At 36.5% G+C, this 19,740-nt stretch carries 14 protein-coding genes; 10 read left to right on the forward strand and 4 right to left on the reverse strand.

Translation table 11 applies throughout. The features are described from left to right. Positions 1-88 precede the first annotated feature (88 nt). The gene (locus AC3WV0_RS00885) at positions 89-466 is read right to left on the reverse strand and encodes a GxxExxY protein (RefSeq protein WP_488843118.1); all 378 of its coding nucleotides are present in this window, start codon (positions 464-466) and stop codon (positions 89-91) included. 106 nt (positions 467-572) lie between these two features. Between AC3WV0_RS00885 and AC3WV0_RS00890 the strand changes: the two genes are divergently transcribed. After that, on the forward strand, positions 573-1,637 hold the full coding sequence (locus AC3WV0_RS00890) for a DUF2891 domain-containing protein (protein ID WP_488843119.1): 1,065 nt from the start codon (positions 573-575) through the stop codon (positions 1,635-1,637). A 40-nt stretch (positions 1,638-1,677) separates the two neighbouring features. On the opposite strand, the gene AC3WV0_RS00895 is transcribed toward AC3WV0_RS00890, so the two are convergent. Then, positions 1,678-2,151 (reverse strand): Mpo1 family 2-hydroxy fatty acid dioxygenase, encoded by a 474-nt coding sequence (locus AC3WV0_RS00895; protein WP_488843121.1) that lies wholly within the window; start codon positions 2,149-2,151, stop codon positions 1,678-1,680. A 70-nt stretch (positions 2,152-2,221) separates the two neighbouring features. Between AC3WV0_RS00895 and AC3WV0_RS00900 the strand changes: the two genes are divergently transcribed. The 5 genes from AC3WV0_RS00900 to AC3WV0_RS00920 all read left to right on the forward strand — a co-directional run bounded on the left by AC3WV0_RS00900 (position 2,222) and on the right by AC3WV0_RS00920 (position 8,919). Beyond that, entirely contained in the window at positions 2,222-3,067 is an 846-nt protein-coding gene (locus AC3WV0_RS00900) for a helix-turn-helix domain-containing protein (RefSeq protein WP_488843123.1), read from the forward strand. Positions 3,068-3,156: 89 nt separating this feature from the next. Continuing rightward, a complete protein-coding gene (locus tag AC3WV0_RS00905) occupies positions 3,157-4,467 on the forward strand; it encodes a TolC family protein (RefSeq protein WP_488843125.1) in 1,311 nt (436 codons plus the stop codon). 22 nt (positions 4,468-4,489) lie between these two features. After that, complete coding sequence (locus AC3WV0_RS00910) at positions 4,490-5,617, forward strand: HlyD family secretion protein (protein ID WP_488843127.1); 1,128 nt, start codon at positions 4,490-4,492, stop codon at positions 5,615-5,617. 175 nt (positions 5,618-5,792) lie between these two features. Next, entirely contained in the window at positions 5,793-7,385 is a 1,593-nt protein-coding gene (locus AC3WV0_RS00915; RefSeq protein ID WP_488843129.1) for an MFS transporter, read from the forward strand. Positions 7,386-8,214: 829 nt separating this feature from the next. Continuing rightward, positions 8,215-8,919 (forward strand): class I SAM-dependent methyltransferase, encoded by a 705-nt coding sequence (locus AC3WV0_RS00920; RefSeq protein WP_488843131.1) that lies wholly within the window; start codon positions 8,215-8,217, stop codon positions 8,917-8,919. A gap of 26 nt (positions 8,920-8,945) precedes the next feature. On the opposite strand, the gene AC3WV0_RS00925 is transcribed toward AC3WV0_RS00920, so the two are convergent. Next, positions 8,946-9,614, reverse strand: coding sequence for a hypothetical protein (locus AC3WV0_RS00925; RefSeq protein WP_488843133.1), 669 nt, complete (start codon positions 9,612-9,614; stop codon positions 8,946-8,948). 49 nt (positions 9,615-9,663) lie between these two features. After that, the gene (metG, locus tag AC3WV0_RS00930) at positions 9,664-11,700 is read right to left on the reverse strand and encodes a methionine--tRNA ligase (protein ID WP_488843135.1); all 2,037 of its coding nucleotides are present in this window, start codon (positions 11,698-11,700) and stop codon (positions 9,664-9,666) included. 325 nt (positions 11,701-12,025) lie between these two features. On the opposite strand from metG, the gene AC3WV0_RS00935 reads away from it, so the two are divergent. From AC3WV0_RS00935 to AC3WV0_RS00950, 4 genes are all read left to right on the forward strand, one after another. Then, entirely contained in the window at positions 12,026-14,761 is a 2,736-nt protein-coding gene (locus AC3WV0_RS00935; protein ID WP_488843137.1) for a SusC/RagA family TonB-linked outer membrane protein, read from the forward strand. A 13-nt stretch (positions 14,762-14,774) separates the two neighbouring features. Further along, positions 14,775-16,364 (forward strand): RagB/SusD family nutrient uptake outer membrane protein, encoded by a 1,590-nt coding sequence (locus tag AC3WV0_RS00940; protein ID WP_488843139.1) that lies wholly within the window; start codon positions 14,775-14,777, stop codon positions 16,362-16,364. A gap of 17 nt (positions 16,365-16,381) precedes the next feature. Beyond that, positions 16,382-17,491 (forward strand): SusE domain-containing protein, encoded by a 1,110-nt coding sequence (locus tag AC3WV0_RS00945; protein ID WP_488843141.1) that lies wholly within the window; start codon positions 16,382-16,384, stop codon positions 17,489-17,491. Positions 17,492-17,568: 77 nt separating this feature from the next. Then, a complete protein-coding gene (locus tag AC3WV0_RS00950) occupies positions 17,569-19,725 on the forward strand; it encodes a glycoside hydrolase family 97 protein (RefSeq protein ID WP_488843143.1) in 2,157 nt (718 codons plus the stop codon). Positions 19,726-19,740: the final 15 nt, after the last annotated feature.

The following is a 19,740-nucleotide window of genomic DNA, read 5'->3' on the forward strand; positions in this document are numbered from 1 at the left end:
TTAGTTGATTATAATCTCTCGCTGATTTGCTGACGCGGATTAAAATTAAAATAATATCTGCTTGATCTGCAAAATCATCGAGAGAAAATTATAAATTATTCACAACTCTTTTAATTCCATCCAAAATATTTGTTGTATTAAAATTGATAAGTAATCCTAGTTTTTTATCTGAAAGTTTCAAATAAGTATGCAATTGCTTGTAATGAATATCTTCAATACTTTTTACAGACTTTAATTCTAAGATAACTTTGTTTTCAACCAAAATATCAATTCTGAAATTTAAATCAAACTTTTTCTCGTCATAAATTACAGGAATTTCTACCTCTGATTTTATATCCAGTCCGTTTTCTTCAAGCTCGTAAATTAAAATCCGCTGATAAATAATTTCAAGGAGCTCAGGACCAAGTTTATTGTATACATTAAAAATACATTTCCTTACCAAATAAGAAATTTCATTTTCATCCATTTGTATTGTTTTGTTGCGAATTTAAAAATTTATTAATAATGTTTAGATTACAATTTCGATTAATTTTTTAGAACATAAACTTGAAATAATTTTATATTTTTAGTCAATGAAAAAAAGCCTCTTAGTCCTTATTTTTCCTTCTGTTTTGATGTTTGCTCAGAAAGCGCCGATGCTTACCGATGAAATGGCAGTAAAATTATCCGAAAAGCCACTTCAATGCATTACTCAGGAGTATCCTAATAAAACAGCACATATCATTAATAATGCTAATGAAGTTCCCTTAAGTCCTAAAGATCTGCATCCTGCTTTTTACGGATGTTTCGACTGGCATAGTTCGGTACACGGACATTGGATGCTGGTTCGGCTCTTAAAGTCAAAAAATGACTTATCTATTGCAAAAGACATTGAAAATATTCTCGATAACTCCTTCAGAAAAGAAAATCTACAGGCAGAAGCAGATTATTTTACAAAATACCAACTGACAGGAACTTTTGAAAGAACGTATGGCTGGGCATGGTTACTTAAACTTGACGAAGAATTAGCCACATGGAATCATCCCAAAGCTAAAATCTGGCATCAGAATCTTAAACCTTTGACAGATAAAATTTTAAACGCCTGGAAAACCTATTTACCTAAGCAGACATACCCGAACAGAACAGGAGTTCATCCTAATACGGCTTTTGCCATGGCTTTTGCAATCGATTGGGCAAGAGCAACAGGAGATAAATTTGAAAACCAGTTGATTGAAAAAGCAAAATATTTTTATTTGAAAGATGAAAAAACTCCTGCTTACCTTGAGCCGGACGGTTCGGATTTCTTTTCTCCGAGCCTTGAAATTGCGGATCTGATGAGAAGGGTTTTACCAACTGCAGAATATGTTCGGTGGCTGGACAGATTTTACGATAAACGCGGTATTGAAAATATAGAAAAGATTCCTGTGGTAAGCGATTTGTCTGATTATCAAACGGTACATCTGGTAGGGCTGTCTTTCACCAAAGCATGGTGCATGAAAGGTATTGCAAAGTCCTTAACTGCTAATCATCCTTTAAAAAAAGAATTTCAAAAAACAGCAATAACTTTTTTAAATAACGGACTTCCTCTACTTTTCCAGGGAAATTATGGAGGTGATCACTGGCTGGCAAGTTTTGCAGTATATGCTCTGGAAGATTAATCAGGCTTGAAGTGTGATGCCGTCATCCTTAGCAAGAATTCTAATATCTGATTCCAATTTTTTTAAGGATAAAGCTTAGCAGCCAGATTGGTCCCACTAAAAGAAACTGTAAATCTTTAAGAAAGGAAGGTTTCTTTCCTTCAATTTTATGTCCTACAAATTGTAAGATCCAGGTGACAATGAAAACCGAGAGATAGACGATCCATGAATTTTCTCTGAACCGAATATTGATTCCATACGCAAAACTTTCCATGATTACCATTATAATAAGCATAACGATGCTGATAAGAACAGAAAGTCTTATATAAAAGATCGTAACTAAAGCCATTGCAGCAAGGCTTACATAGCTGATGCAACCAATGTAGATAAAGCATATCGATTTTGACGGGATAAGTGAAATAAAGCCAAGGATCGTCCAGAAAATAAACGGAACACAGATCCAGTGAATCAGTTTGTTAGTAGAATTTCTGTGGCTTTCACTATACTCTGCGAAAAGCAAATCAATTTTTCTCATAGCTATAATTTGGGAATTACTAAAATAATAAATTTTTGTAATCACTCGACATATTGCTTACATTTGTCTTATGTCTGTCTTAGAAAAATTCGGGGTTGAGATTTTTACGCAACATAATATTTTCGAGAGAATTGCTGTCGACAAGCCTTTCCGGCCAGATAATCCTGCATTTATCTTTATTAAAACAGGAACCATTAAGCTAAAACAATCTTTCCGTGATCTGGAGCTTTCTGCCAATATGTTTATGGTAACAGACCCGCAAACGGTCTATGAAATGATCTCTGTAAGTGATGATTTTCAGTCGAGGATGGTTTCTTACAAAAGAGAATTTATCTCAGCATTATCATTAAAATTCAACAGATTAATTACGTACAGGTACTTCCGCCAGCAGATGAATATTGGTGTCCCTTTTCATGCTGATGAGATGGAAGTCGTATGGAAAAGCGTTAATTTTTTAAAGTATATCCTCGATTCTGATACGGAAATGACCTATAAAAAAGAAATTGTAGAGCATCTTTTTTCTGTATTCTGTTACCAGATGGCCGGTATTATTTCCAAAGAAGACAATACTGCCATGAATCAGATGTCGAGACAGGAAGAAATTGTTTTTGTTTTTCTCAATGACGTGGCAAAATACCACAACACTGAAAGAAGCGTTGAGTTTTATGCCGGACGCCAGTCGATTACAACCAGACATCTTTCGTCTGTGGTGAAGACGGTTACTGGTAAGTCGGCCAGTGAGATCATTGCTTTAATTGTAATCAATGAAGCGAAAGTCCTTTTAAATTCCTCAAATAAGCCTGTCTCTGAAATTTCCGCAATGCTCGGTTTTAGTGATCAGTACTCTTTTTCACACTTTTTTAAAAAACATTTAGGCGAAAGCCCCACACAGTACAGAAATCAGTTCGAAAGTTAGAATCTTACATTTGAACATCCTTTTCCAAAATTCAAACATTTGTTTGAGTTTCCTCATGCCATAACTTTGCATTCGTAAAACAAGGTAAAATGATACAGAATATAAAAACAGTGCTGTCATTTATGATAGCAGTCTTTCCTGCGCTGTTTTTTTCACAGGAAATAAAACAGATGACAGCGAATGAAGTGGCAGAACTTGCCCTTCAGAATCATCAGCAGCTGAAAGTCTCGGCACAGAATATTGATATTGCAAAACAGAATACCAATGTCGTAAAACTTCAGAAACTTCCCAACATTACCGCTTCTACAAGTCAGTTTTATTTAGGTGATGCGGTGGTGATTGATAAAGATTTTTCCCAGTCTACAAACGTTCCGATGCCTCATTATGGAAGCACGTATGGTGTTCAGGCTACCCAGCTGATCTTCAAAGGTGGATTAGTCAATAAATCGATTGAACTGGCGGGGCTTCGTGAGCAGCTTTCTGAATTAGACCTCGAAAAGAATAAGCAGGATGTAAAGTTTCTGGTGATCTCCAACTATCTTGATGTTTATAAAATTTTAAATCAACAGCAGGTTTTTCATAGTAACAAGAAACTGGCCCAGGAACGTCTTAAAAACATTCAGAAATTCTACCAGCAGGGAATGGTAACCCGAAATGAAGTGATCCGTGGTGAGCTTGCTATTAAAAATTTAGATCAGGGAATTCTTACATTGGTCAACAATAGGAAAATCCTTAATTATAATCTGAATATTGCCCTTGGTCTTCCTTCAGATACTGAAATTCTTCCCATTGAAAGTCTGGAAAACAAAGAATCCGGAATCGGAATAGAGTATTACCTGAATCTTGCCCATGACAACAATCCTTTGCTGAAATCTGCACAAACCAATGTTAATGTGGCCGACAAGAATATCGAAATTATTAAAACCGACAAGATGCCTACGGTTTCAGGGTTCGGAGGATATACTTTACAGAGACCTATCACTACGAGAAATCCTGTAATCGATATGTATTCGGGAGGATGGCAGACCGGAATCTCTTTGAGCTATAATATTGATAATTTATATAAAACCAAAGAAAGAGTAAAGCTGGGAGAGCTTCAGAAAAACCAGGCGAATGATGCCGTAACACTGACCCAACAGAATGTGGATATGGCTGTGAATGCCGCCTATATCAAATATCAGGAAGCCATTCAGCAGGCTGAAATTCTTAATGATGCCAAACAACTGGCTGAAGAAAACTATAAAATTACCGAAGCAAAATACCTTAACCAATTGGCGGTACAGGCAGAAATGATTGATGCTCAGAACCAGAAACTGCAATCGGAATTAGATTATGCCAATGCAGAGATCAACACTTTGTATCAATATTACAATCTTCTGAAATCTACGGGAACATTATAATTTTTAAAAGGTGAATAAAACAATGGAAAACAAGGAACAAAATACACAGAATACATCTTCTGTCCAGGTACAATCCAGTGCCGAAGCCAAAAAGAAACAAAATAAAAAGAACAGAATAAGAGCCATCATATCCAATATTATCGTCTTTGTGGTAATTGGTTTCGGTCTGTTCTGGCTGGTGCGCGAATATTTTCATGTAGGAGATAAAACCTATACAGAAGCAGCACAGGTTGAGGAATTTATCAATCCTATCAACACAAGGGTTTCAGCTTATATCAAAGAAATAAAATTCATAGAACATCAAAAGGTAAAAAAAGGAGATACTCTGGTGATCCTTGATGACCGTGAGATTCTTACCCAATTGGGGCAGGCAGAAGCAGCTTATCAGAATGCTCTTGCGCAGAGAACTGCTACGAGTTCTTCCGTGAATACAGTTTCCAATAATATCAGTGTGATGGAATCCAATATTGCCGGAGCCAAAGCAAGACTCTGGAATGCTGAGCAGAATCTCAACCGTTACAAAAACCTGCTGGCTTCGGAAGCAGTAACCAGACAACAATATGATCAGGTAAAAACTGAGTATGATGCACAGAAAGCTGCCTATGAAACTTTAGTTAACCAAAAACAGTCTGCAAATCTTTCTACCACAGAGGTGAAAAGCAAATTGGGAATTAATGATGCGGAGATCAAAAGAACAAAAGCTGCTTTGGATATGGCAAAGATCAATCTTTCCTATACCGTGATCACGGCACCGTATGACGGAGTAATGGGACGCAGAACGATCTCTGAAGGTCAGCTGATACAGCCGGGGCAGCAGGTAGCCACCATTGTATTAAATGGACAAAAATGGGTGACTGCCAATTTCCTTGAAAGCCAGATGCCTGATATCAAGATAGGTGAAAAGCTGATAATGACCGTCGATGCATTAGGCGGACAGAAATTTGAAGGTGTTGTAACGGCTATTTCTGCCGCGACAGGTTCAAGATATTCCAGTGTTCCAACGGATAACTCTACCGGGAACTTTATCAAAGTTCAGCAGAGAATTCCGGTAAGAATAGAGTTTACCGAATCTAACAAGAAAGCGGATCTCAATAAGCTGAGCGCAGGAATGAATGTGAATGTAAGTTTAATAGATAAAAGTAAAAAGTAAAAAGAGCTAAGTGAAAAGTATAAAGTAAAGGCCGCATTAATATTAAAGCTATGAAAAAAAATGTGTAGAAGTTTTCATCAGTTGATGAATCTGTATTTCACATCACACTTTTTACTTTTACCTTTTTACTTGGCTCTTTTAATTTGGCTCTTTTAACTTTTAAAAATCAACAAAAATGTACAACAAAGGACTATACAACGACTGGGTTCCCAAACCTATACAGCTACTTCTCATTGTGCTGTTGCTAGTGGTAGTGATGCCGCTGGGTGGGGTGTACACGGGAAACATCAGCTATCTTGTCAGCGGTACCGGGGCAATGACCGAATATTTTATGTGGGCCAATTATGCCACTACCATCGGAATGGGCGCCTGTATGCCCATCGTGCTCAGAATGAAAATGAGATTTAAGGTCCGTGATAAAGTGGTGGTTTTGCTGGTGCTTTTAGGATTATTAAGCTACCTGAATTCCACGACGTATGATCCTATGATCTTTGTGTTCAGTTCATTGGTTATCGGGTTTTTAAAGATGATGGTGACGATTGAACTTTTTCTTCCTTTGATGGCGATGATTGGTAACCGAGGAATGTTTTATGGTGCATTTTATACTTTTGTTCTCGTCCTTAATCAGATCGTTGCTTATTATGCGGTGGATATTTCTATCCGTTACAACTGGCAGCACTTTTACATCATGGCGGCAGTAGGATGTTTCATTCTGGCTCTTCTGCACTGGGTCTTTATGCATGATAAGTATTTTGCCTTAAAGGTTCCGTTGCATTATATAGACTGGCTCAGTGTCTTACTTTTTATGTCTACCTTTATGTTTTCGGCATATGTATTTTCATTTGGAAAACAACAGGATTGGCTTAATTCAGATAAGATCATCAACACCACAATAGCAGCTTTTGTAAGTTTTGCATTGCTTGCGATACGACAGTTGACCTTGAAAAGACCTTATTTATCCTTTAAGATTTTTACTAAAAATAATGTGCAGCATGGGTTGTTCATGCTTCTGTGTCTGGGGATGTTTTTAGGGACAACTTCTATTCAGAATACTTTTGCCGTTGGTGTTTTAGGATATGATCAGCTAACGAATGCCGGGCTTAATCTCTTAATGATTCCCGGATTAATACTGGCAGGTGTGACAGCCATCTTTTGGTTTAAAAAAGAAATTCCATTAAAAATGTACATCTTTTCAGGATTTTCAGCAATGTTAGGGTACGCCATCGTCATGTATTTCTCCATGGTACTGGAATTCAGCTACGATTACTGGTATCTTCCGATGTTCCTGAAAGGATACGGTATGGGAGCGCTCTTCATTTCAGTATGGTTTTACACCCTTGACAAACTTGAATTGGATGATATGCTTGCAGCCATCGGCCTTGTGCTGGTATGGAGAACGTTCCTTGCAGTAGGTGTTTTCTCAGCGCTCTATTCATGGTTTCAGTATCGTTTTCAGGTAGTAGCCGTTGGGGATCTGGCAGTGTATTTAGACGGAATGACGGTGACTCCGCAGAATGTTGCGGCCAATATGAAGCTCATTCAGCTGAACGCCATTATTATCGCATCAAAAAAAATATTCGGATATATTATTCTGGCCGGTATCGGTATTCTGATCTATGTTTTTACCCATCATTTCGGAAAAGAACGTTTCGAATATGTACGGTTTATAAGAATGCTCACCGGGAAATCGGTTATCGCAAGAAGAAGACTCCGTGAGAGGAAGAAACTTCTGGAAGAAATAAAAGACGCAGCCGGTCCTGCGATATAAAGATACCTTGTTTTTCATTTACTAGTCAAAGCTTCATTTTATGTATATAGAATGGAGCTTTGCATTTTACGATCGTCTTTTAAAAAAGGGTTTTGGTAATTCGCTACTGTTTGTCAATGTGGTGTTGACCGTACTGTTGTGGATGCATTGATCGAACGGTCAAAGGAGTGTTGACCGGACGGTCAAGGGTATGTTGACCGCCCGATACATAAGGAGTTGACAAATCGAGATAAACTGACCGTACGGAGCAAGGTGATTGTGTCGAGGCTAGCACGATGCTTGTGACGTACCTTGCACGATGCTTGCAAGCTACCTTGCATGGTGCTTGTGACGTACGATGTAATCATCTTGCAAAAAAAGAGGATGGTTTAAGAGTTTTAGGATATGAGTGTGGGAGTGTTTTAAGATTTGCTATCATTTGCTGAGCAAAGCGCCTTTGCGCTCGAAAGAATATGCGTAAAACTATAAGACTTTTGCGAACATAGCGTTAAACTTGTTTAATTGCAGAATTAACCGCAAAAGTCACAAAAGATAATCTTAACGCAATGATTAGGACAATCAAAGTTTTCAAAAGAATAAAAATCGAAGATTTTTTAAGACTATTGTGCCCTTTTTTAATTTATCGTCATCAACTTTAGATAAAATTGAGCTCGTCTTTTGTGACTTTTGTGGTTATATAAAAAATTTAAAAAGCTTTGTTAATAACCGCAAAAGATTCTTCACTTTGCTATAGAAAACGTTTTTTTGCGAGCCATAGCGTTAATAACTTAGCTGAATAGTTCCGGAAAATACATCAAAAACAGCTATCTTTACGCCCATAATTCGTATTATGAAAGACCTTATGGGAAAGGCGATCTGGGAGTATTACCATCAGGAAAATTCTCAGGATCTGCAGACTGAAACTTCAATTTCCGAACTGGATGAGCTTCCGGTAGATTATCTCTTCCGTGATTTTGAAGAAATGAATAGACTGGAGCAGAAAGCATTAAAGCTGGCTCAGGGAAAAACATTGGATATTGGCGCTGGAGCTGGTTCACACAGTCTTTACCTTCAGAATGAAAGAAGTCTTGACGTGACAGCCCTCGATATATCACCAAAATCTGTAGAAGTGTGCAAATTGAGAGGAGTAAATAAAGCGGTAGCTGAGAATATGCTTTATTTTTCCGGCGAAACCTTCGATACCATTTTACTTCTGATGAACGGAACCGGAATTTTCCAAAGCCTTACAGTGATTGATATGTATCTTAAAAAGCTTCATTCGCTTCTGAATGAAAACGGGCAAATTCTGATTGACAGTACAGATATTCTTTATATGTTTGACCGTGATGAAGACGGAGGGGTTTATATTCCGGCGGAAGGATATTATGGCGAACTTGACTATATTGTTCACTACAAAGGCGAATCTGAAGACCCGATCAAATGGCTCTATCTTGACTTTAATACTTTAAAAAATGCTGCGGAAAACAATTGTTTTACCATAGAAAAGGTATTGCAGGAAGATGACTCTTATCTGGCGAAGCTGACTAAAAGGTAGTTCTTTGCTTAAAAATCATTTTCCAATTAGAAATCTCTCAGTAATCTAAAAACTGAGGCGAAAGGATATGTTGAAAACCATCCCTTGTAATTGATGTAAAGTAAGACGGTCATAACTATGGCTAAAATGACAGGAAATATAAGAGATTTAGATCGGTAAGGTAATTTTTTAGGCATCCAGCTGACAGATATGACCATTAGAATTATTATTCCCAATGCAATAACTCCCATTTCGGGACTATATCGTGAACTGATATGATTATCAAATCCTTTTGATAAAATATAATTTTGCAGAAAGAATATTCCGAATCCAATTAATAAGGTAAAAACAGCAGCGACATATCTTCTTACCGTCAGAAAATTCAAAAATAGCAGAACGGATCCGGGGATGGTACCAAATAATACCGTAAGAACTATAATTGTTGTTCTTGAATAAAGCTTTATGGCATTAGGATCTTCTGTAACATGATCTTTCCAGATTTCCTTTTCTTCATTTGTCCTGTTTTCTTCTTCGCGTTTTTTAGCCAGGATCATTTCATTTATAGCTTCTTTTTCAGGTTCACTGAAATGACGGCCTCTTTCCTGAAGGATTTCAAAAGCGACTTCCACGGCCTCGGGAGTAAAGCGATTTCCGGCAATGAGATATTTATCCAGTTCGGCATCAGATAATTTTCTCAGAACATTTTTACTGACCATATAAAAAGAAAGGGCACCGAAATGCCCATTTATATACCTTATTTAAATTTTATCCAATCTCAATACCGTTTTCTACATTGCTGTCGTCCGGTATTACAAAAGATAATTTACCGTCTGGTTTTGTCGTTAATAATAACATTCCCTGAGACTCGATTCCTCTGATTTTTCTTGGGGCAAGATTTAATAAGATCATCACCTGCTTTCCAATTACCTCTTCCGGAGTAAAGCTTTCTGCAATCCCTGAAACCACAGTTCTTACATCAACACCGGTATCAACCGTCAGTTTTAATAATTTATCAGCTTTTTCCACTTTTTCAGCTTCTACAATGGTTGCTGTTCTCAAGTCGATTTTTGTAAAATCATCAAAAGTGATTTCTTCTTTCATAGGGTTGGCGTTAGGGTTTGTCTTTTTATTATTTTGTTTGGTCTGCTCCAGTTTCTGAATTTGAGCTTCGATCACATCATCTTCGATTTTAGAGAAAAGAAGTGAGGATTCGTTGATTTTATGACCTGTTTCTATCAATACAGATTTTGTTTCAATATCAGTCCAGCTTTGCTTTTCAACATTAAACATATTTAGTAACTTCTCAGAACTGAACGGCATAAACGGTTCACATAGCTGGGCAAGGGCAACGGCAATCTGGGCGCCAACAAATAGTGAGTGGGCCGCTTTTTCAGGATTGTCTTTAATCGTTTTCCAAGGCTCTTCAGTCTGTAAATACTGATTTCCGAAACGTGCTAAATTCATCAATGCTGATAAAGAATTTCTGAATTCATAATTTTCCAGGAATCCTGCGATCTCTTTTGCTGATTTATTGATTTCCTGTAATTCAGGAGCATTTACATCGCCTTGCGGAACAATGCCGTCATAATATTTATGAATAAGTACGGCAACCCTGTTGATGAAGTTTCCGAAAATTCCTACCAGCTCAGAGTTATTCTTTGTCTGGAAATCTTTCCATGTGAAGTTATTATCCTTTGTTTCCGGAGCCGATGAAAGGAGAGCGTATCTCAACACATCCTGCTGACCAGGGAAATCTTCTACATATTCGTGCGCCCAAACCGCCCAGTTTCTTGAGGTTGAAATTTTATCATTTTCAAGATTAAGGAATTCAAAGGCGGGAACATTTGCCGGCATAATGAAATCTCCGTGAGCCTTCATCATACTTGGGAAAATAATACAGTGGAATACAATATTATCTTTTCCGATAAAGTGAACCAGATCAGAATCTTCGCTCTGCCAGTAGTCTTTCCAGTCTTTTCCGTTTTTCTCTGCCCATTCTTTAGTGAAAGAAATATAACCGATCGGTGCATCGAACCATACATACAATACCTTTCCTTCGGCACCCGGAAGCGGAACGGGAACTCCCCAGTTGAGGTCTCTCGTCATGGCGCGGGGTTTCAGTCCGTCATTTAACCAGGATTTCACCTGCCCGTAAACGTTCGGTTTCCAATCGTCCTTATGGCCTTCGATGATCCATTTGTTAAGGAAATCTTCGTATTCATTTAATGGCAGATACCAGTTTTTTGTTTCTTTAAGAACAGGAACATTACCGCTCAGCATTGATTTTGGATTGATCAATTCAGATGGAGAAAGGGTAGAACCGCATCGCTCGCACTGGTCTCCGTAAGCGTTTTCGTTTCCACAATTTGGACAGGTGCCGACAATGTATCGGTCTGCAAGGAATTCTCCGGCCTGCTCATCAAAATACTGCTCGGATATTTCTTCTGTGAATTTTCCTTTTTCGTAAAGAACCTTAAAGAAATCCTGACTGGTTTCGTAATGTTTTTTAGAAGTCGTTCTGGAGTACTCATCAAATGAAATTCCCAAATCTGAAAAAGATTTTTTAATGATTTCGTGGTATTTATCAACGATATCCTGTGGGGTAACTCCTTCTTTTTTGGCTCTTATGGTAATGGGAATTCCGTGTTCATCTGAGCCACAGATAAACGCTACCTCTTTTCCTGTTCTTCTTTGAAATCTTGCATAAACATCCGCAGGAATATATACCCCTGCCAAATGTCCTATATGAACCGGTCCGTTTGCATAAGGCAAAGCGGCCGTAATCATCTTTCTGTTCGACATTTATAGTAAAGTTTTTATATGCAAAGATAACGAATATCTGTGGAATACCGTAAGCCTTCTTTTTATACGGTTTAAAGTCTATCAGGATGGTCTGATATTACATTTAGTTAAACAAATGTTTAACTTTTTGTTAAATTTAAAATGGTGCTATGTAATGCATATTTTAGTTTAAATGATTGACAATTAGATGTATGTAGTAAAATGTTCGTTTAATTTACATAATTTTAATAAAATTTTTAAAAATTTAAGATAATTCTGGATTTTTTTTAAATTGCAGCAGGCTCCGGCCATGTACGATAAAAAGAAACTATATAAAAATAATATTGTGAAAAATTTTACAACGGTATTAAAAATTGCGCCTGCATTTTTATTGGCAAGTACAATAATTCATGCGCAAACCAGCGACTCTGCTACGAAAGAGAAAAAAATAGAAGAAGTAGTTCTGATTGGTTATGGTAAGCAGAAGAAGACGGATCTGACGGGGTCGATATCTTCCATCAGTGCAAAAGATTTTAACGGGGGAGCAACTTCACCCGGACAATTAATTCAAGGAAAAACTCCCGGAGTTGCGATTGTTAACAATAGTGGTGCACCTGGAGCCGGAACTTCTATCAGAATCCGTGGAATAGGATCTTTGAATGGCTCTCAATCCCCATTAATTGTAATTGATGGTGTTCCTCAAGATTTTAGCGGAATAAGTGGAGCCTCAGATCCTCTTTCTTTAATTAATCCGAATGATATTCAGACATTTGATATTTTAAAAGATGCTTCCGCTACAGCGATCTATGGAAATAGAGCTTCTAATGGGGTTATTTTAATTACAACAAAACAAGGAACAGCTGGAAAATTAAAAGTAAATTTTTCAACCTTAACTTCTGTTTCTACAAAAATGGGTAATGTAGATGTTTTAAATGCTGATGAATTTAGATCTTTTGTTAGCCAAAATGCTGCACCAAGCTATGTTTCAAGATTAGGTTCTGCAAATACAAATTGGCAAGATCAAATTTATCAAAAAGCATGGGGTACAGATAATAATGTTGCTATTTCTGGAGGTGTTAAAGGTTTACCTTATAGATTATCATTAGGTTATAATGAGCAAAATGGTATTGTAAGAACAAACTCTTTTCGTAGAACATCAGCAGCATTAAATCTAAATCCTAAATTTTTTGATAATCATTTAAGCGTTAATATTAATGCGAAAGGAACATTTACGGATAACCGTTTTCCGGCAGGTGGTGTAATTGCAAATGCTACATATTTTGATCCCACTCAACCAGTTTATTCCGGTAATTCTAATTACGGAGGATATTATGAATGGCTAGATCCTGCTTCTGCAACTGGTCTTAATGTAAATGCTACGGCAAATCCTGTATCTCAGCTAAATGCTGTAAGGGATGTTTCTTCTGTTTGGCGAGCTTTAGGAAATATTCAGTTGGATTATAAATTTCATTTCTTACCTGATTTACATTTCAATGTGAATGCTGGATATGATTATTCGAAAGGGGAAGGAGCAACAACAATTGATCCAGCTTATAAATCTGGGATTGGGGTTTTGGGGTCTTATAGACCTTATTCAATGGAAAAGAAAAATAAGTTATTAGAAACTTATTTTAATTATACAAAAAATATAACGAGTTTAAACACAAATGTTGATCTTACGGCTGGTTATTCTTATCAAGATTTTCATACTACTGCACCTCTTGTAGTTACAAATCAAGGTAATGGACAAACAGCAGGACAGGTAAATGCTGTTGATAGAAAATTAGTTTTGCTTTCATTTTATGGTAGAGCAATATTTACATTTGCTAACAAGTATATTATTTCGGGATCAATAAGAAGAGATGGTTCTTCAAGATTTTATAATAAAACAAGAGATAACCTTTGGGGGAATTTTCCAGGAGTATCTGTTGCATGGAAAATTAATGAAGAAGAATTTCTTAAAAACTCAGGGCTAAATACCTTAAAATTAAGAGCAGGGTGGGGTAAAACAGGAAATAATGAATTAGGAGATAATTATTATCCTGCATTTGCTTCATATAGTCCGAGTGTTCCTGGAGCTCAATATCAATTTGGTTCGCAATATTACTATATGCTAAGACCTGATATTTATAATCCTAATTTAACTTGGGAAACAACGACGACTCAAAACTTAGGGATAGATTATGGTTTTGCCAATAATAGAATTTTCGGATCAATAGATATTTTTAAGAAAAAAGCTGAAAAGCTTTTAGTAGATTCGCCAATTGCTGCGGGAGATTTAAGTAACCATAATATTTTAAATGTGGGTAATATGGATACAAAAGGAATTGAAGGTTCAATAACTTTTGTACCTGTGAAAAGTGAAAATACAACTTGGGAAGTATCTTTTAATGCAACACATTATAATTCTAAAGTTACTAATCTTGTAAGTGCAGCCAATGATTCATTCTTTATTGCTGTTGGAGATATTACCGGAGGTGTCGGAAATAAAATCCAGGCTCATGCTGTAGGATATCAGCCTTATTCTTTCTTGGTTTATCAGCAAGTATATGATAATAATGGAAAACCACTTGATGGTGTTTATGTAGATCGAAATGGAGATGGAATTATCAATGCAAGTGATATGTATTATTACAAATCTACTCAACCTGATGCTATTTTAGGTTTTAATACAAAATTAAATTATAAAAACTGGGATTTTGGATTAAGCGCAAGAGCTGTATTAGGAAACTATGTTTACAATAATGCGGCTTCCAATAGTTCATTACAATCAGCTTCTACAAACAGCTATTTACAAAATGTATATTCTTCTACTCCAGAATATCAGTTCTCACTGCCAAGATATTTTTCTGATTTGTTTATCGAAAATGCATCATTCTTTAGATTGGATAATGTGAATTTGGGATATAACTTTAAAGATATCTTTAGTAAAGGAAGTAGCTTGAAAGTTTATGGAATGCTTCAGAATGTATTTGTAATTACAAAATATTCAGGAGTAGATCCTGAAATCTTCGGGAATATTGATAATGGATATTATCAAATGCCAAAGGTGTATTCTTTGGGACTTAATTTTCAATTTTAATTAGAAAAAACAAATGAAACCTAATAAAAATATTTTCAAAAAAATAACAATAGCTGCGGCTTTTGGATTACTGATGATTTCAACTTCATGTGTTAGTGATCTTGAGCAGGAGCCAAGAACTGGAGTAACTTCCACAAATGTTTTTAACGATTTTGCAAATTATCCAAATGCCTTAGCTAAAGTGTATGGTGGTTTTGCCAGCGGAGGACAGGAAAGTAATGGAGGAAATTCTGATATCAATGGTATTGATGGAAACTTTTCTCAGTATACCAGATTATTATATACAATGCAGACATTACCAACTGATGAAGCTGTAATTGCTTGGAATGATGGAACTTTGCAGACGATTCATAAAATGACTTGGGATTCTTCAAATGAATTTATTGCGGGTATGTATTATAGAATTTATACAGAAATTGCTTTTTGTAATGAATTTTTAAGAAATGTAACGGATGAAAGATTAGCATCAAATAATATTACAGGAGATAATCTTGCAGAGGCAAAATATATGAGAGCAGAAGTTAGGTATTTAAGAGCTTTATCATATTATTATGCTTTGGACCTATTTGGAAATGTCCCTTTCGTAGATGAGAGTTATTTGCCGGGTTCCATAAATCCGCCTCCAAGAATTACTCGTTCTGATTTATTCAATTATGTTGAATCTGAGTTATTATCGGTTGCTAATGATATGAGAGATGCGAGAACTAGTGCTTATGGCAGAGCAGATAAAGCTGCAGCCTGGGCATTGCTTGCAAGACTTTATTTAAATGCTCCTATTTATAATGGAAGCAATCATAATGATGATGTAATTACCTATTGTAATAAGGTAATTGCGGCAGGATATTCTTTGAAAACTAAATATGCAGACTTATTCTTAGCTGATAATGATAAGAATAATGCTGAAACTATTTTCCCTATTGTATTTGATGGAGTTCATACGCAGACTTCCGGCGGGTCTACTTATATGGTTCATGCTGCAGTTGGAGGAACTATGCCATCAGAAAGCATGTTTGGAATTAATGGAGGATGGGGTGGTTTAAGAACGACAAAATCTTACGTTGCATTGTTTACAAATTCAAGCGATCAGAGAGGGAATTTTTATACAAGTGGACAAAACCTCGAAATTAACAATTTGGGAGAATTTACAGATGGTTATGCATTTGTTAAATATAAAAATCTAACAAGTACAGGACAGTTCGGTTCCGATACTGCAAAAAATTTCTGTGATGCGGATATCCCTTTGTTTAGGCTTGCTGATATTTATTTAATGTATGCTGAAGCTACTTTAAGGGGTGGAAATGGTAATTCTGCTACTGCTTTACAATATATTAATAATATTAGAGCTAGAGCAGGATATACTACACCATTATCATCTATTAATTTAGATTTTATTCTTGATGAAAGAGGAAGAGAGTTAGGATGGGAAATGACAAGAAGAACAGATCTTATTCGTTATGGAAAATTTACAACTGCATCATATTTATGGCCATGGAAAGGTGGTATAAAAGATGGCAAAAGTGTTGAGAATTTCAGAAATCTTTATCCTATTCCGGCTAAAGATATTGTTGCGAATCCAAACCTAATTCAGAATCCAGGATACTAATCTTAAATACTATTAAAATGAAACATTTATTTAAAATATTAGCAATAGCTTTTATAGGTCTTTGGATAGTATCTTGTGATAAAGACGAAGATCAGGCAACCTTAAATGAAACAAGTCAAAGCAAACTTTCTTCTGATAAAACGGCCATTGTTTTAAGTGAAGTTATATCTGATAATACAGCGATAAGCTTTACATGGCAAAAATCTCAATTTAATGTAGCAATTGTTCCTACACAACAAATTGAATTTGGAGTTAAAGGCCAAAACTTTAAAAAAAGTGTGACTTATGATGTTGCAAGTGATGTAAATGCGGGAAGTATTACTCATGGAGGATTAAATACATTAATGTTCAATTTAGGAGTAACACCTGGAATTGTTAATGATATAGAAGTTAGATTAAAGACAGGAGCAGGTTCAGCAGCTTTCTATTCAAATATAATTGCACTTAAAATAACTCCGTATATTCCAAATCCAGATATAACTTATCCAAAGATTAATGTTCCTGGAAGTTATGCAGGAGCGGCAGGTTATGCAGACTGGACCCCTGGAAATTCACCGAACTTATTCTCTCCGGGAAAAAATAGTGAGTATAGAGGATTTATCTATGTAACCGCAGCTAATAGTGAATATAAGTTTACCATTAATGAAGATTGGGCAGGTGATAAAGGAGATGATGGAACGTTTTCTGGAAAATTGGTGGAAACGGGCGAAGTTAATATTAAAGCAGCAACAGCTGGAACTTATTATATTAAAGCAGATTGGGCAGCAAATACATATTCATCCGTAAAAGCTTCCTTCGGAATCCTTGGCGATGCTACACCTACAGGTTGGGGATCAGATACAGATTTTGTATATAATCCGGCAACTAAAACTTTTGTTATCAACTCAATTGCATTAAATAGTTCTGGAGTATTCAAATTCAGAGCAAATGATGATTGGGCGATGAAATTCCAGCCTCAATCTTCAGATCAGACTTTAACTTCAGGGACTGGAGTTGTAACCTATCTAAGTTCTGAAAATACAGTAACAGGAGATCCGAACTATAAAGTTGACGTAGCAGGAAATTATAAAATTGAATTGGATTTACATAATTCTGCTAATTATAAGTTGACTGTTACAAAATTATAAAATACAAAAAATCTAAATAGCAAAGTGTTGCTTTTCGGCAGCACTTTCTTTATTTTTAAAGTTTATAAATAATCATTATGAAGAAAATTACAATGGGAGCATTATTGTTCTCAATGATGTTTGCGGGTGTTAATGCACAATCTTTAAAATCGCCGGATGGAAAATTTGAAATGGATTTTCAGCTGAAGCAGGGCGTACCTTACTATAATCTAAAATACAACGGTAAAACAATAGTTGAAGATTCAAAACTGGGGCTGAGATTATTTAAAGATACTTCCATCAAATTTGCATCTGAAATCGCAAAACCGGAAGATGTAAAATTTGATCTTAATAACGGATTTACGAAAGTTGACGAAAAGCGTGATGCTAAGAATGAAATCTGGCAGCCGGTTCTGGGAGAAAAGAAAAATTATATTAACAACTATAATGAATTAGCGGTTACGCTGCACCAGGATACCACTGACAGAAATATTATCGTTAAGTTCAGGCTTTTTAATGACGGATTGGGCTTTAGGTATGAATTCCCACAGCAGAAAAACCTGAATTATTTCGTGATCCGTGAAGAGGATTCCGAGATCGATTTTCCGACCGATATGAAAGCCTGGTGGATCGTTGCTGATTATGATTCTCAGGAATACCAGTATCAGGAAACAAAACTTTCCGAGATCCCTGCAAGATGGCCGAAAGCCGCAGATGCCAATGCTTCGCAAACTTTGATTAAAAATGCAGTGCAGTCACCGGTAATGCTTAAGCAGGAAGGTAAAGAACCATTATATATCAACGTTGCAGAGGCGGCAGTTTTAGATTATCCGGCTTCTCATCTTGAAGTGGATGCTGTCAATTTTAAATTTAAAACACATCTTACGGCAGATCGACAAGGGGCAAAAGGATATATCCAGACACCTTCCGTAACGCCTTGGAGAACCATTATCGTAGCTCCGAAAGCAGAAGAGGTGATGGATTCAAAAATGCTTTTCAACCTTAACGAACCTACAAAATATACCGATACTTCCTACATTCATCCTACAAAATATATGGGCGTATGGTGGGAAATGATCATCGGTAAATCACAATGGGCGTACGGTCAGCCCGAATCAAATGTACGTATTGGGGTAACAGATTTTTCTAAATTAACACCTAACGGAAAACATGCTGCCAACAACACTAAAGTTAAGGAATACATCGATTTCGCAGCAGAAAATGGTTTCCAGGGGCTTCTCATTGAAGGCTGGAATATCGGCTGGGAAGACTGGTTCGGACATTCAAAAGAATTTGTTTTTGATTTCATCACGCCTTACCCGGACTTTGATATTAAAATGCTGAATGAATATGCGCATTCAAAAGGCATCAAGCTGATCATGCACCATGAAACCTCTGGTTCTGCTACAAATTACGAAAGATGGGCTGATAAAGCGTATCAGTTGATGAATAAATATGGCTACGATGCCGTGAAAACGGGATATGTAGGAGATATGATTCCTCGTGGTGAACATCACTATTCTCAGTGGACCATCAATCACTTCTACAGAATTGCAGAAAAAGCCAATGAGTATAAAATCATGGTCAATTCTCACGAATCCGTGCGACCTACCGGAGAAAGCCGTACCTATCCGAACTATATTTCTGCAGAAGCAGCCCGTGGAACGGAATACGAAGCTTTCGGCGGAAATAACCCAGATCACCAGACCATTCTTCCTTTTACAAGATGGATGGGTGGCTCAATGGATTATACACCAGGGATTTTCCAAACTAAGTTGGATTACTATTTCCCGGGAGATAAACGTTTTGTAAAAACAACTTTAGTTAAACAGTTAGCGCTTTACGTAGTAATGTATATGCCACTTCAGATGGCTGCCGACCTGCCTGAAAACTACAGAAAACATATGGATGCTTTCCAGTTTATTAAGGATGTTGCGGCAGATTGGGACGATACTAAAATTTTATCAGCTGAACCTGGAGATTATATCATCACTGCAAGAAAAGCAAAAGGAACAGAAAACTGGTTTGTAGGCGGTATTACGGATGAAAACAAGCGTGATTATACTGTAGATTTCTCTTTCCTGGACAAAGGCAAAAAGTATGAAGCGACAATTTATGAAGATGGCAAAGATGCAGATTACATCGACAATCCTCAAAGCTATCATATTTATAAAAAGCAGATCACGAGTAAGTCTAAAATCAATTTTAAAATGGCACGAAGCGGCGGTTTTGCAATTTCAATAAAACCATTATAATGGATAATCAACTTT

It is taken from the genome of Chryseobacterium sp. 27AL (assembly GCF_057815395.1).